Here is a 14,454-nt window from a genome sequence, read left to right on the forward strand (position 1 = left end):
AGATGGATAAACTTGAAATAAGACAACTTGCAGCCCGTTATTGTTTTTATCTCGGCTTGATCGCGGTTTTCTTTATCTTGCCAGAACAAGGGATGGCGGCCCGAAGTCCGGCGGAAAATACCATTGAAACCCATCATTCCGTTTATGTTGGCGGCTTGTATCTCGGCGGAATCACCACGCAAATCGAACAGGACGGCAATCGCTATAAAATTGACAGCGCCGCCATGACGAGCAAGGCTTTCGAATGGGCTCTCAGCTGGATAGCAAATGGTGAGACGATTGGTATCGTCGATCCAGGTAAATTCTCTCCCCTTGTTCACGAACATGAAAGCGCCTGGAACAAGAAACTCCGGACGGTAAAGATGGATTATGATAAGTCCGGTAAAATAACCGTGGAAAGATCCGGAAAGAGATCGAGCAATCCCAATAAATATGTTCCGATTGACCCGAAAAGCCTGCCCAACAGCATCGATCCGATGACAGCCATGTTAGCGGCCTCCAGTCGGCTTGAGGCAGGAAAAGACTGTACGATGGATCTGCCGGTCTTCGATGGTGAACGACGCTATGATGTTCATCTTACCCAAAAAGGCGAGCGCGTTTTTAAGCCATCGCGTTATTCCGTATTTTCAGGACCTGCCGTTGGCTGCAAAATTGATGTGACCAAGAAAGGTGGCTTCAAAAAGGATAGCATCAACCAGAACAACTTGACGCAGGAGTTCGTCGTATGGGCAGCGGCGCCGGTTTCTGGCGGTCGGGTAGTTCCCGTTCGGATGGAGGTTAGTACCGAATTCGGCGTATTGGAATTACATCTCGACCGGTATCATGAGGGCGGAATTAACCTCGTTAGCCGAAATCTGAAATAGGGGTAAGAAATCCGGATAATCTCCCGCGGGGTTTTGCCGGGCAGGCCGTATTTATCATGTATGTACAAGGCGGGAAAGTGTAGATGAAGTTGGCAAGAGCTGGGCGGGGAATGAGATGGCGCCGGGAAGAGAAAGCCACCCCGCATCAACCCAACAAATTTCTTGAAGAAGCGCTGCAACAGAACAAGCGTGAGGGATTGGTTCTTGCGGTCAAGGCGCGGTTACTGTCCCTGGTCGTTATCGGCATTTTCCTGATTTATCTCGTCTGGGATTTTTCAGTCATTTATTATGAGGTCTTGATTCTGGCCTTTGCGGTGATCGGCTGGGCGCAAATACGGTTTGGCCGCGTCGAGCGGTCACGAACCGAGCTGTTTCTGCTATTTCTCGATCTGGCGTTAATGACCGTTGTGCTGGTCGTCCCCAATCCGTTGGATGGCCGCCCCTGGTCCGTGGGAATGCAATATAAATACGGGAATTTTCCCTATTTCTTCGTTTTACTGGCCAGTGCGGCGCTCGCCTATTCCTGGCGCACCTTATTTGCCGTCGCGGGCTACACGACAATTCTGTGGATGGGGGCGTTTTACTGGGCCAGCCGTATTGACCCGTCCCTTCCCGAGCTTTCCGCTAAAATACAGGCGGCAATTGAAGGTTATCCTGAAAACTACTTGGTACTGGACCCAAACCATATCTTTTTTGAATCGAGGATACAGGAGATACTGATCTTCTTTATTGTCGCCTGCATCCTTGCCCTAATCTTGCGGAGCGGGACCAGCCTCTCGGCGAAGTGCGGGAGCAACCCGTTGCCGTCCTGTTCGCGGATATTGTCGGTTTCACGAAAATGGCGGAGCAACAGACGCCGGAAAGCATCGTCGACATGTTGCGTGAATTCCATTCGCGAATGGAGGACGCCGTCTTCACGAATAAGGGAACGCTGGACAAGTTTCTGGGCGATGGTCTGATGGCAACCTTTGGGATTCCGGAGATTACGCCGGACGATGCCTTGAATGCCCTGCAGTGCGCGCAGGCAATGCATAATCAAATGCGGGACTGGAACTATTCCCGGAAAAAGGAGGGCAAGCCCCCGATCCGTCTTTCTGTGGGTATTCATTATGGCAAGGTCGTGATGGGGGATATAGGCTCCGAGAGACGGCTTGAATATGCAGTCCTCGGGGATGTGGTCAATGTCGCCAGCCGACTTGAGGCATCAACGCGCGAACTGAACGCATATGTCGTTATCAGTGCCAACCTCGTCGAGGCGGCCGGAGGCGAAGAAATCGTGACGGGTATGGGGTATGTGGAAAACGGCTGTCAATCCATTCGCGGGCGGGATGAGACAATCAAGACCTGGATACAGCCGCTTTCAGATAAAGCCGCGATTCCATTAAATTCACAGTAAACCGGTTAATAATTTTAATACAAGAACATAGGCGGCGGCTGAACGTCATTTCAGAAAATAACCGCGGTAAAATGTGATGATTGATTTTTCGATCCAAGATGTAGAAACTCTGCAAACGATATAGAAAATCCAAGGGGGGCACATGAAAGCAGCCGTATGCCGGGAGTTTGGGCAGCCGCTTCAAATCGAGGACCTGACGCTCGCAAATCCCGAACAAGGCGAGGTCCGGGTGAAGCTGGCGGCCTGTGCCATTTGTCATTCAGACCTTACCTTTATGGAAGGGGGCTGGGGCGGGACGCTTCCCGTTGTCCTTGGCCATGAAGCAGCGGGTTTTGTCACCGCAACCGGGCCCGGGGTCGCGGCCATCTCAATCGGCGATCCGGTGCTCGTTACGCTTATGCGGTCCTGCGGGCATTGTCTTTCTTGCGAAAAAGGGGAGAGTTACGTCTGCGGCACAGCCTTTCCGATCGATCAGGAGGGCCGCTTGACCACGGCCTCGGGGGAAAAGGTCGGACAGGGCCTGAAAACCGGCGGCTTTGCTGAAGAAGTTGTGGTTGATCAGTCGCAACTGGTGGTGATCCCGAAAACGCTACCGCTTGATGCGGCCTCACTTCTATCCTGCGGGGTGATAACCGGCCTTGGCGCGGTGGTGAATACGGCGAAGGTCGAATATGGCGCCTCAGTCGTTGTCATTGGCTGTGGCGGCGTTGGCCTCAACAGTATACAGGGCGCCACCCTCGTCAGTGCCAACCCGATTATCGCCCTTGATCTCGTCGAGACAAAATTGCAGGCCGCTAAAGAGTTTGGGGCGACCCATGTGATCAACCCGCTGGCGAATGATGCCAATGACAAGGTGAAGGAACTCACCAATGGTCGCGGCGCCGATTATGTTTTTGTGGCCGCCGGTAGCCCCAAGGCATTCGAGCAGGGCCTTGAGCTGCTCGCGCCCTCAGGGACGCTGGTGATTGTCGGCATGCCGCCGACAGGACAGAAAATCTCCGTTGAGGCGGGCAATATTGCCGGCGCGGGTCAAAAGATTTTGGGCAGCAAGATGGGATCGACGCGGCTGCGGATTGATATCCCGAAGCTTGTCGCGCTTTATGAAGCGGGGCGATTGAAACTCGATGAATTGATTACTGGCCGCTACGCGCTTGACGATATTAACGAGGCTATCGCCGAGGTGCGGGCCGACCGGGCCTTGCGAAATGTTATTATTTTTGGTGAAAACACATGAAAATTACCGATCTTAAAACCTATGTTGTCGGCACGCCGCCGCCGCATTGGGGCGGGCAGTTCTGGGTCTTTGTCAAGCTGACCACGGACACCGGCATCGACGGGATCGGCGAGGCCTATGCCGTGCCGTTTCATCCCGATGTCACGGTGAAAATGATTGAGGATGTATTCCAGCGCCGGGTGCTCGGCACGAACCCCTTTCATATCGAACGGCTTTGGCGCCATGTATATTCCAGCGGATATACCCAGCGGCCCGATGTCTCGATGATGGGGGTGCTCAGTGCGCTGGAAATGGCCTGCTGGGATATCATTGGCAAGGAGACCAACAAGCCTGTCTATGAACTGCTGGGCGGTCAGGTGCATGAAAAGCTCCGGTCCTATACCTATCTTTATCCCAAAGACGGGGATCCGGTGGATGTTTACAGGGATCCGGATTTGGCCGCCGAGCGGGCGGCGGAGAATGTCGCGCTGGGATTTACCGGCGTTAAATTTGATCCGGTTGGGCCTTATTCCGCCTTTGATCCGCGTCAGCCGTCACTGGAACGCCTTGATTTATCTGAGAAGCTGGTCGCGCGGGTGCGGGAGGCCGTGGGCAATAAATGCGATTTGCTGTTCGGGACGCACGGACAACTAACAACCTCCGGGGCCTTGCGACTCGCCCGGCGGCTTGAGAAATATGACCCGCTGTGGTTTGAGGAGCCGACCCCGCCGGAAAATGCCAATGAAATGGCGAAACTTGCCCGCCAGACGACCATCCCGATCGCAACGGGGGAGCGTCTTTGCACCAAGTACGAATTTCACCGGGTGCTGGAAAGCGGGGCCGCCTCCATCCTGCAAATGGCGCTCGGCCGTGTCGGCGGCCTGCTGGAGGGCAAGAAGATCGCTTCCATGGCCGAGGTTTATTACGCCCAGATTGCGCCGCATATGTATTGCGGGCCGGTTTCGGCCATGGCGGATATCCAGCTTTCCACCTGCACGCCCAATTTCCCTATTCAGGAGAGTATCAATGACATGGGCGATTTCCATGCCGAGATCCTGAAGGAGTCGATCCGCTGGGAGGCGGGCTTTATCATCCCGCCGACGAAACCCGGCCTCGGGATCGAGCTCGATGAAGAGGTAATCGCCCGCCATCCCTTCACCGGGGATCAGCTGCATCTCGAAATGGTGGATGATCCAGCCACGTTTGACTGAGCCTCAGCCGAAGTTGAGATCGGCAACGAACGGGTTGGTCTGTTTTTCCTGTCCGAAGGTGGAAAGATTGCCATGGCCCGGCACGAAGGTGATGTCATCTCCAAGCGGCCAGAGTTTCTCACGGATCGAATGGATCAGGTCCTCGTGATTGCCACGCGGGAAATCCGTTCGCCCGATGGAGCCCTGAAAGAGCACGTCGCCGACAATAGCAATACGATTCTTCTTGTTGACGAAAACCACATGGCCGGGGGTGTGACCGGGGCAATGCACCACGTCAAAACTCTCGTTGCCGACGGTAACGGTGTCATTATCGTCAAGCCAGCGGTCCGGCGTGAAGGCGAAGGATTCCGGAAAGCCATAGCGCGCGCATTGGGTGGGCAACTGGTCGATCCAGAATTTATCTTCCTTGTGCGGCCCCTCGACCGGTATGCCGAGCTTCTGGCGGAGTTCTTCCGTCCCCCCGGCATGATCGAGATGACCATGGGTGATGAGGATTTTCTCGACTGTCACGCCCTGTTCCTCGGCCGCCTGTAAAATCCGGTCGAGATCGCCGCCCGGATCGACGACGGCGCCCTTCATTGTCTCCTCACACCAGACGAGGCTGCAATTCTGGGCGAAGGGTGTCACGGGAATAATAACTGCTTTCATTTTTACTCAGAGACGTGTGATCGCTCTGTCCTTATTTATTATCTTTATCGTTTCAGGGCGCCGAGAATACCGCGGACGAGCGCGTTGGCAATATTTCGCCCGGCGGAGGAACTGAGAGCGCGGACGAGTGATTTCATCGCCGCCTCGCCAACGCTTTGCCGGTTGGATTTTCGCGCCGGGGTTTGTGCAGTCTTTGCACGTCCTTGCTCTGCCTTTTCTGCGTCCGCTTTTTCGGCTGCCGCCTTGGCTGCCTTTTCGGCCCGCTCCTGCAGAACCTCATAGGCGGATTCATTATCGATTGTCTCGGAATATTTAGCCGCGAGAACGCTTTCCATCATGATCGTCTTGCGAACGGCGCCTGAGACAGGGCCAAGCAGGGATGCGGGTGGGCGCACCATTGTTCTTTGCACGACCGACGGCTGGCCCTTGTCTTCGAGCGTTGAGACGAGCGCCTCCCCGACGCCGAGCGCGGTAATGGTTGTCACCACATCGAAAGCCGGATTGGCGCGATAGGTTTGCGCCGCCATCCGGATTGCTTTCTGTTGCTTCGGCGTAAAGGCGCGCAGCGCATGTTGGACGCGGTTGCCGAGCTGGCCCAGAACCGTATCGGGAATGTCATCGGGATTTTGCGTGATAAAGAAAATACCGACACCCTTGGAGCGGATGAGGCGGACGACCTGCTCGATCTTGTCCATCAGGGCACGCGGGGCATCCCGGAACAATAGATGCGCCTCGTCAAAGAAGAAGACCAGTGATGGCCGCTCGGGATCACCCGTTTCCAGCATTTCCTCGAACAGCTCCGATAACATCCAGAGCAGAAAGGTGCCATAGAGCCGGGGTGAGTTCATCAGTTTGTCGGCGGCAAGGATATTGACCACGCCGCGGCCGTTATCATCGGTTCGCAGAAGGTCTTTCAGGTCAAGCGCCGGTTCGCCGAAGAACATGCCGGCGCCCTGATCCTCAAGCCGTAAAAGCGCGCGTTGTATCGCGCCGATCGATTGTGTCGAGACATTGCCGTATTCCGCCGATATAGTCTGTCGCTGATCATTCACAACGCTGAGAAGGCTCCTGAGGTCCTTGAGGTCGAGGAGCAGCAGGCCTTGCTCATCGGCCACCCGGAAAGCAATATTGAGAACCCCTTCCTGTGTGTCGTTCAGCTCCAGCATGCGGGCGAGCAGAAGCGGGCCGATCTCCGAGATCGTGGTGCGGACCGGGTGGCCCTGTTCACCGAACAGGTCCCAGAAGGTTACGGGGAAAACCTGGGCGTCATACTCATCGGTAAAGCCGATCAGCTCCGCCCGTTTCAACAGAAAATCCTGAAATTTCGAGGCGCGGGCGAGCCCCGACAGATCGCCCTTAACGTCTGCCAGAAAGACAGGAACTCCTGCCCGGGAAAATCCTTCCGCCAGCACCTGCAGGGTTACCGTCTTGCCGGTGCCTGTTGCCCCGGCGATGAGACCATGCCGGTTGCCCCATTTCAGGGGGAGATACTGATTTTCACCTGCACCATTGTCACTCTTGCCGATGAATATGGCATCGTCTTTCAAGCAACCCATTTTATCCTCGCTCACGTCAATATTTCCCTTCCCGATAACCACGCCGCGTCAGGCAAAGCCCACTAAATGAAAGCATTTCTACCAGCTTTTGTCCCGCTTAAAATTTTTGGAAGTGTCCGAAAACCCTGATGATCGTCTTTGTGTTGGAAAAGAACGGCTCCGGACTAAGCCTGACTAAATGGTTATTCTGCTCTTCCGGTTTGTCATCATTTCTGTCTTTACTGCGCCGCCCACACGTAAGCCGCATAAGCAGCGAGCAAGACCAAACCGATTCTCCACCCGAGGACTGGACGTGTCAGGAGCAATCCGGTCAGGAGCAGTGAAACCGCAATCATAATCGGCAGATCGAAGGTCAGGAACCTGCTGGCGACAGGGATCGGTTTGATCAATGCCGTCACGCCGAGGATGCCGAGAACATTGAAGATGTTCGAGCCAATGACGTTGCCGATGGCAATTTCTGACTGTTGTCGGAACGCAGCGATTACAGAAGTGGCAAGTTCGGGCAGGGACGTGCCCACCGCCACGATTGTCAGACCGATGAAGGCTTCAGAGACACCGAAGCCCCGCGCGATGGAGACAGCACCGTCCACCAAAAACTGTGCGCCGAACATCAAGGTGATCAATCCGGTAACGATCCAGAGACAAGACAGGAGCATCGGGGCAGGCGCGGGCAGGTTGACGTCTCTCACGACGGCCTCGCCGGGCTGGAGATAAACCCAGGTCAGATAGCTCACGAGTGTAATCATCAACAGAAGGCCCGAAAGTCGCCCTATTTCACTTATCGCGAAGATTGGCACCAAGAGAAATGCCGCCCCGACCATAACGGCCGTGTCCCGACGAAGGGTCGCACCCGACACGCGGATCGGCCAGACGAGGCAGGTAAGACCGACAATCAGAAGGATGTTGGCGATGTTCGATCCGACAATATTGCCGACTGCAATATCCGGCGCACCGCGCCATGCCGCGTCAATCGAGACCAGAAGCTCGGGCGAGGATGTCCCAAACCCCACGACCGTCAGGCCGATCAGCAGAGGCGGAATTGCCATCCGCCGGGCGATCCCGACACTGCCCCGCACCAGTACCTCACCGCCAAGAAACAGACCGACCAGTCCCGCCACGACGTAGATGTAATCCAATTAACTGACTTTCTCGGGCAGTTGATCTACCCCATAGGAAGATGGTTGTTTCTACGTGTGGCAACAAGGTCTCATGGACAGGATTAATTTGGAAAAATTTGACGTAATCTGGATTAACATGCGGCAGACGGTGCCAACCGCTGAATGGTTGATTTTTTTAGGAACTATAACGGGAATTAAGTCGTTCAATGATAGCAAGGTCCGGAATGCGAGCCGAAACGATGTGTCGATAGGTTTGAATTTCTATGTCGTCCGGCCCGCTTCCTCAAGCATCCAGTCGCGCACCGCGGCGAGCTTCGGGCGGGAGGCTTTACGGGCCGCCGAGACGATATGAAAGGGCAGGCCGGAGCGGCGGACAACGTCGAACATCTTGATGAGGCGGCCGGCAGCGACGTCGTCACGCACGAGGGCATCGATGCCGATGGCGACGCCAAGGCCGTTCATGGCCGCATGCAGCGCCATGTTGGCGCTTTCGAAATGCAGGCCGCGGTTGGTGTCGATATCCTCGATCCCCGCTTCCTTCAGCCAGCGCGGCCAGTCGGTCGGGCGTGGGCTTTCATGCACCAGAACGGCAGTTCGTAAATCCTCCGGCGTCCTGATTTTCTCCGCCAGCGCCGGGCTGCAAACCGGATAGGTATCGATTTCCAGCAGCTTGTCGATCCTCATACCGCGCATATTGTTGCCCTCCGCCACGACCTGGATGGAGATATCGAAATCGTCGCGCTCGAAATCCGCGGGGTTGAGGGAGGTGATGAGCTGCACATCGATATCGGGATAGCGGTCATAGAGCCGGGCCCAGCGCGGGATCAGCCAGCGGATCGCGAATGTGGGGTAGGCGCAGACAGAAACGGCATCGCGCCGTGTCTCGCTTCTAAGCCGTGCCGTGGCGGCGGAGATCTTCTCAAGCGGCAGGGTAATCTCCGCCATATACTGCCGACCGACGGCGGTAAGCTCGATGCGTTTATGGTGGCGGTGGAACAGGGTCTTGCCAAGATAGTGTTCCAGCGCCTGAATTTGCCGGCTGACCGCGCCCGGCGTCACGCCCAGTTCTTCCGATGCTTGATTGAAGCTCAAATAACGGCATGAGGCCTCAAAGGCACGAAGTCCAGAGAATGAGGGAATTTTGAGCATATCCTATCGCTCCCTTGCGTGAGTTTTACTCACTTATACTCGCCCGATTATTCGATTGTCTAGCGGCTTTCCCGGGCGCATGATGGCGGGTATGAAATATATAAGTTGTTTCACGTGAAACAGAAATGGATCAGCAATGAGCTTTGTGCATAAAAAACAAGACCTTAATCCGCAGGAGCTGTCCGATTATGTGGCGCCGGATTGTCATGGTTTAAACTTTTACGAGATCGATGACAGCTTGCAGGACCTGACCCGGTTATATGTGCCGGAGGGGCTCCGCGCGCATATGGAACCGCATTTCAATCGTCTCGGCCAGATTGCCGGGAATGAGCTCGATGACTGGTCACGGGAGGCGGACCGGCATCAGCCCATACTGCATGCCCGCGACGCCCGCGGTCGCAACGAAGACTGGATTGAGTTTCACCCCTCCTACCGGCGGATGGAGGATGTTGGCTTTGGCGAGTTCGGTATTCATTGCATGTCCCATCGTCCCGGCGTACTGGGTTGGGACAAGCCGGTGCCGCCGATCGGCAAATATGTTTTCCAGTATCTGTTCGGCCAGTCCGAGTTTGGGCAGCTTTGCCCGATTTCTGCGACCGACAGTTCCGCCATGCTGATCGAGCGCTATGCCGATGACAAGACCAAGGCGTTGCTGCTGGAGCGGATGTACAGCCAGGATATGACAACGATCCTCAAAGGCGCGCAATTCATGACCGAGAAGTCCGGGGGCTCTGATGTCTCCAACATCGCGCTTCAGGCGCGCGAAGAAAATGGCGTCTGGCGGCTCTATGGGGAGAAATGGTTCTGCTCCTGTGCCGATGGCGATGTCGCGCTGTTGCTGGCGCGCCCGGAAGGGGCACCGGAGGGGAATTCGGGGCTTGCCCTGTTTGCCATGCCGCGCCACGTTGAGGACGGCAGTCGCAACACCTACCGGATCGTCCGCCTGAAGCCGAAGCTTGGTACCAAATCCATGGCGTCCGGCGAGATTATTTTCGAGGGCGCCGTTGCCTATCCATTGGGCGACGTCGGGGCGCACCCGAACAAGGGCCTCAAAATGATGATGGATCAGGTGAATATGTCGCGTCTGTCGCACGGTGTGCGTGCGGCCGCCATGATGCGCCGCTGCCTCAATGAGGCGCTGGTGGTATCTAATTATCGGCGCGCCTTCGGCAGTACCCTGATCGATAAGCCGCTTCTTCGTCGCCAGTTGATGAAGCTGATGGTCCCGACGGAGCAGGCACTCTCCATGGTGATGTATACCGCCAATAACCTTGAGGCGGGCGATGCCGGTGATATAGATGCCGCACGGCGCACCCGTATCCTGACGCCGCTGCTCAAATACCGGACGGCGCGGGACAATGTCCGGGTTGCAACCGGCGCGATGGAAGTCCGTGGCGGCAACGGCTATATCGAGGATTGGGTCAATGCCAAGCTCGTGCGCGATGCCCATCTCGGCGTCCTCTGGGAAGGCACCTCCAATATCAATTCCCTCGATGTGACGGGCCGTGCCGTGGCAAAGGTCGGTGCGCATGAGGATCTGGGCGAGGACCTGACGGCGATGCTGGACAACAACAAGACCCTCCCCGGCCAATACGCCGGGCAGCTCAAGGGCCTTGTCGACCAGACCTTGAAATTCGCCGAAGATGTTGCGCGGCAGGGCAAGGAAACCCATGCCCGCAAGGCGTCGAATGCCCTTTATCATGTGACGACGGCAACGCTTCTCGCCGATGAAGGGGCGCGGCTCGGGCAGATGGGGCGGGACACGCGGCGTCTGCTCTTGTCACGGATGGTTGTGGATCATAAGCTGGGGCAGGGCAACCCGCTGTCGATCGAGGCGGATGCCTTCGATACGGCGGCAACCGATGCCTTGCTGAGCCACGAAAAGCTCGACCTCGATACGGCCGGCCGCATCCTGACTTTGTAAATCCCCGATTTCGTGAAGGACACGGATTGACCATGAACATGAATGTGAAACTGAAGCCGAAAGAACAGCGGAGCCTTGAAGACTGGGTGGCCGGCGACTGCCATGGCCTCAATTTCTTCGATATTGATACCAGCCTTCAGGATCTGCTGACCCTCTATCTGCCCGATGATCTGCGGGAGCATATGACGCCGGTCTATCGCGCGCTTGGGGAGGTGGCGGGGAACCGCCTTGATGAACTTGCGCGGATATGCGATCGCCATATCCCGGTGTTGCATGCCCGCGACGCGCGCGGCCGCGACCGCGACTGGATCGAGTATCACCCGGCCTTTCGGGAGATGGAGAAAATCGGCTACGGTGATTTTGGCATCCATTGCCTGTCGCGGCGGACGGGCGTTCATGGCTGGCCGGAAAAAGTACCGCCGATGGCGAAATACGTCTTCCAGTATCTGTTCACCCAGGCGGAATTCGGCCTGATGTGCCCGATTTCGCTGACCGACACCTCCTCCATGCTGCTGGAACGTTATGGCCCGGAGGCGGCGAAGGAGAAGTTTCTTTCAAAAATGCGCAGTCAGGATATGGACGCGCTGTATCGCGGCGCGCAGTTCATGACCGAGAAGCTTGGCGGCTCGGAGGTTGCCAATCTCGCCGTGACGGCGCGGCAGGAAAATGGCGAATGGCGGCTTTATGGCGATAAATGGTTCTGTTCCAGTGCCGACGCGGAAGTCTGTCTTGTCCTCGCCCGCCCCGAAGGCGCACCGGAAGGGAACTCCGGCCTCGCGATTTTTGCGGTGCCGCGCGAGCTCGATGACGGGTCGCGCAACAGCTATCGCATTGTCCGCCTGAAGGACAAGATGGGCACCAAGTCCATGGCGTCGGGTGAGATTATTTTTGACGGCGCGCTCGGCTATGCCTTCGGCGATGTCGGGGCGAAACCCAATCCGGGCCTTCGTCAGATGATGGATCAGGTCAGTATGTCGCGGCTCTCCCACGGGGTGCGCGCGGCGGGGATGATGCGCCGCTGCCTGAACGAGGCGCTGGTGACGGCGAAGACCCGCGACGTGTTTGGCGGGGCGATCATCGACAAGCCGCTCCTGCGCCGCCAGCTCCTGAAACTGATGGTGCCAACGGAGCAGTCGCTCTCCATGATCATGCATGTCTCCTCCGTCCTGCACCGGGCGGAGCAGGGGGACGAGGCGGCAAAACGGCTCAACCGCATCCTGACCCCGCTCGTCAAGTTTCGCGCCTGCCGCGATAATGTAACGGTGGCGACCGGGTCGCTGGAAGTGCGCGGCGGGAATGGCTTTATCGAGGACTGGATGAATTCACGGCTGGTTCGCGATGCCCATACTGGGCTGCTGTGGGAGGGGACATCCAACATCAATGCGCTCGATATCACGACGCGGGCGATTGCCAAGACGGGCGCGCATGAAGACCTCGCTGAGGATATGAAGACGCGGCTGCAAGAGGCGCCCGGTCTCCCCGGTCAGTTCGTGGGCGAGCTTTCCGGCCTCATAGATCGGGCGAAGAATTTCGCCGAGGACATCGCGAAAAGTGGCAACGAGACCAAGGCACGGCTTGCCTCTGATGCACTCTATCATGTGACGACGGCATCCCTGATGGCGAGTGAGGGGGCGGCCCTCGGCGCGCGCGGCGGCGATGCCCGGCGGTTGCTTCTTGCACGGCTTGTCATGGACAACAAGCTGAGGCCCCATGATCCGCTCAGCGATAGTGATGGTCGTTTCGAGATTGAGGCAGGCAACGTCCTGCTGGATGATAAACCCATTACGCTCGAACAGGCAGGTGATCTCGTCAGGCTTTAAAGGGGATCTTCGATTGAATTGAGGGGTCCTGAAGGCTGGTGATTTCCGATCAGTCCTGATAGTCTGTCTTTTTCACAAAATCCGGGCAATTGGTTAATCATGGCGATATGGGGAAAATTACTCGGCAGCGCAGCCGGGCTGCTGGTAGGCGGGCCTTTAGGGGCGCTCGTGGGCGGCCTTGCGGGTCATGCTGTCGATAAATATCGGGAAACGACGGAACTCGCGACGGAAGATCATCCGCATGAGGTGAAGCAGGTGGCCTTCACCATTGCGGTTATTGCGCTTGGCGCGAAGATGGCCAAGGCCGACGGCGTGGTCACTCGCGAGGAAATCGATGTATTCAAGCGGATATTCCGCATCCCCCCGACTGAAGAAAGAAATGTTGGGCGCGTGTTCAATATGGCGCGCCAGGACACGGCAGGTTATGAGGAATATGCCGCCCAGGTCGCGCGCATGTTCCATGATACCCCGCAGTTAATGGAAGACCTGTTGCACGGGCTTTTCTCAATTGCCATGGCCGACGGGGTTCTGCATCCGGCGGAGGATGCTTACCTTCAGAATGTCGCCGCAATCTTTGGTTTTAACGAGACCGCCTACGCCCGCATTCGCAGCTATCATGCGGCGGACGGGCAGGGGGACCCCTATCAAATTCTCGGCGTATCACCGGATATTTCCAACGACGGATTGAAGAAGGCTTATCGCCAGCTTATTCGGGAGAACCACCCTGATAAAGTGATTGCCGAAGGACTGCCACAGGAGTTCGTCGATGTTGCGAATGACAAACTGGCAAAGATTAACGCCGCTTACGATCAGGTTGCGAAAATACGCGGGCTCTAGAATCGGACTAAAAAGTGAAGAACAAAGACCTCGCCCTGATTTTACTGATCAATTTTCTTTGGGCCTCCAACTTTCTTGCGGCAAAAATTGGCATGGAGGAGTTTCCGCCGCTGTTTTTCACCGCCATCCGGTTTACTATGGTGATTGTCGTCATGGCGCCATTTGTCAGCCTGCCCCATGGCTATTGGCGTAAATTATTCATCGTCGGGTTTTTGATGGGGGTTCTACACTACTCTTTTATGTTCTGGGGGCTATCGATCGCACCGGATATATCGCCGGTGGCCATTGTCGGTCAGACCTTTGTGCCATTCTCGGCGATTATGGCGGTTATCTTCTTGAAGGAGAAGATGGGCTGGCGGCGTTGGACTGCAATCGTCATGGCCTTTACGGGTGTGATGATCATCGGGTTTGATCCGGCAATATTCAAGAGTTTTCTCTCGCCGGGTCTTGTCGTTCTCGCGGCCTTTTTGATGTCCATAAATATGGTGATCGTCAGGACCATGCCGGGGGTCGGCGCCTTAAACCTGACATTCTGGACGGCGGCAATCGGCATTGGCCCGCTGTTCCTTCTGTCCTTCCTGTTTGAAAGCGGGCAGATACAAGGGGTACAGGCTGCCGGATGGGAACAGTGGTCGGCGATTGCTTTTTCCGCGATTGGGGCCACGGTTATCGGCCATGGTCTTGCCAATTACCTGATCAAACAGTATCCCGTCAGCACG

12 protein-coding genes are annotated in these 14,454 nt (G+C 56.4%); 8 read left to right on the forward strand and 4 right to left on the reverse strand.

Translation table 11 applies throughout. The annotated features are described in order from the left end of the window. Window positions 1-2 precede the first annotated feature (2 nt). The 4 genes from ACESNI_RS16070 (at window position 3) to ACESNI_RS16085 (ending at window position 4,683) form a co-directional block, all read left to right on the forward strand. Window positions 3-863: a DUF3108 domain-containing protein gene (locus ACESNI_RS16070; RefSeq protein WP_373088837.1), complete on the forward strand. Its 861-nt coding sequence runs from the start codon at window positions 3-5 to the stop codon at window positions 861-863. Between the two features lie 838 nt (window positions 864-1,701). Further along, window positions 1,702-2,259, forward strand: coding sequence for an adenylate/guanylate cyclase domain-containing protein (locus tag ACESNI_RS16075; RefSeq protein ID WP_373088839.1), 558 nt, complete (start codon window positions 1,702-1,704; stop codon window positions 2,257-2,259). A gap of 142 nt (window positions 2,260-2,401) precedes the next feature. Continuing rightward, window positions 2,402-3,493, forward strand: a complete 1,092-nt coding sequence (locus tag ACESNI_RS16080; RefSeq protein WP_373088841.1) for a Zn-dependent alcohol dehydrogenase — start codon at window positions 2,402-2,404, stop codon at window positions 3,491-3,493. Beyond that, window positions 3,490-4,683 carry a mandelate racemase/muconate lactonizing enzyme family protein gene (locus tag ACESNI_RS16085; protein ID WP_373088843.1) on the forward strand — a complete coding sequence of 398 codons (1,194 nt, stop codon included), beginning with the start codon at window positions 3,490-3,492 and terminating at the stop codon, window positions 4,681-4,683. Before ACESNI_RS16080 ends, ACESNI_RS16085 begins: the two co-directional genes overlap by 4 nt. 3 nt (window positions 4,684-4,686) lie before the next feature. Here the strand turns inward: ACESNI_RS16085 and ACESNI_RS16090 are convergent, their stop codons facing one another. From ACESNI_RS16090 to gcvA, 4 genes are all read right to left on the reverse strand, one after another. Then, window positions 4,687-5,331, reverse strand: coding sequence for an MBL fold metallo-hydrolase (locus tag ACESNI_RS16090; protein WP_373088845.1), 645 nt, complete (start codon window positions 5,329-5,331; stop codon window positions 4,687-4,689). A gap of 44 nt (window positions 5,332-5,375) precedes the next feature. Beyond that, window positions 5,376-6,887, reverse strand: coding sequence for a helicase HerA-like domain-containing protein (locus ACESNI_RS16095; RefSeq protein WP_373088859.1), 1,512 nt, complete (start codon window positions 6,885-6,887; stop codon window positions 5,376-5,378). A gap of 218 nt (window positions 6,888-7,105) precedes the next feature. Next, entirely contained in the window at window positions 7,106-8,023 is a 918-nt protein-coding gene (locus ACESNI_RS16100) for a calcium/sodium antiporter (protein WP_373088847.1), read from the reverse strand. Window positions 8,024-8,266: 243 nt separating this feature from the next. Next, window positions 8,267-9,154 (reverse strand): transcriptional regulator GcvA, encoded by an 888-nt coding sequence (gene gcvA, locus ACESNI_RS16105; protein WP_373088849.1) that lies wholly within the window; start codon window positions 9,152-9,154, stop codon window positions 8,267-8,269. A 136-nt stretch (window positions 9,155-9,290) separates the two neighbouring features. On the opposite strand from gcvA, the gene ACESNI_RS16110 reads away from it, so the two are divergent. From ACESNI_RS16110 to ACESNI_RS16125, 4 genes are all read left to right on the forward strand, one after another. After that, window positions 9,291-11,078: an acyl-CoA dehydrogenase family protein gene (locus ACESNI_RS16110; protein WP_373088851.1), complete on the forward strand. Its 1,788-nt coding sequence runs from the start codon at window positions 9,291-9,293 to the stop codon at window positions 11,076-11,078. 32 nt (window positions 11,079-11,110) lie between these two features. After that, window positions 11,111-12,898 carry an acyl-CoA dehydrogenase family protein gene (locus ACESNI_RS16115; RefSeq protein WP_373088853.1) on the forward strand — a complete coding sequence of 596 codons (1,788 nt, stop codon included), beginning with the start codon at window positions 11,111-11,113 and terminating at the stop codon, window positions 12,896-12,898. A 99-nt stretch (window positions 12,899-12,997) separates the two neighbouring features. Further along, window positions 12,998-13,735, forward strand: coding sequence for a TerB family tellurite resistance protein (locus tag ACESNI_RS16120; protein WP_373088855.1), 738 nt, complete (start codon window positions 12,998-13,000; stop codon window positions 13,733-13,735). Window positions 13,736-13,749: 14 nt separating this feature from the next. Further along, a partial coding sequence (locus ACESNI_RS16125; RefSeq protein ID WP_373088857.1) for a DMT family transporter occupies window positions 13,750-14,454 on the forward strand: 705 nt, incomplete at its 3' end.

The sequence above is a fragment of the Sneathiella sp. genome (assembly GCF_041689005.1).
In the GTDB taxonomy this organism is placed as follows: Bacteria; Pseudomonadota; Alphaproteobacteria; order Sneathiellales; family Sneathiellaceae; genus Sneathiella.

What these genes read in the sequence shown, in the direction of transcription:
- ACESNI_RS16070 (WP_373088837.1), top strand. Translation starts at nt 3, where the DNA reads ATGGATAAACTTGAAATAAGACAACTTGCAGCCCGTTATTGTTTTTAT.
- ACESNI_RS16075 (WP_373088839.1), top strand. Translation starts at nt 1,702, where the DNA reads ATGGCGGAGCAACAGACGCCGGAAAGCATCGTCGACATGTTGCGTGAA.
- ACESNI_RS16080 (WP_373088841.1), top strand. Translation starts at nt 2,402, where the DNA reads ATGAAAGCAGCCGTATGCCGGGAGTTTGGGCAGCCGCTTCAAATCGAG.
- ACESNI_RS16085 (WP_373088843.1), top strand. Translation starts at nt 3,490, where the DNA reads ATGAAAATTACCGATCTTAAAACCTATGTTGTCGGCACGCCGCCGCCG.
- ACESNI_RS16090 (WP_373088845.1), bottom strand. Translation starts at nt 5,331, where the DNA reads ATGAAAGCAGTTATTATTCCCGTGACACCCTTCGCCCAGAATTGCAGC.
- ACESNI_RS16095 (WP_373088859.1), bottom strand. Translation starts at nt 6,887, where the DNA reads ATGGGTTGCTTGAAAGACGATGCCATATTCATCGGCAAGAGTGACAAT.
- gcvA (WP_373088849.1), bottom strand. Translation starts at nt 9,154, where the DNA reads ATGCTCAAAATTCCCTCATTCTCTGGACTTCGTGCCTTTGAGGCCTCA.
- ACESNI_RS16110 (WP_373088851.1), top strand. Translation starts at nt 9,291, where the DNA reads ATGAGCTTTGTGCATAAAAAACAAGACCTTAATCCGCAGGAGCTGTCC.
- ACESNI_RS16115 (WP_373088853.1), top strand. Translation starts at nt 11,111, where the DNA reads ATGAACATGAATGTGAAACTGAAGCCGAAAGAACAGCGGAGCCTTGAA.
- ACESNI_RS16120 (WP_373088855.1), top strand. Translation starts at nt 12,998, where the DNA reads ATGGCGATATGGGGAAAATTACTCGGCAGCGCAGCCGGGCTGCTGGTA.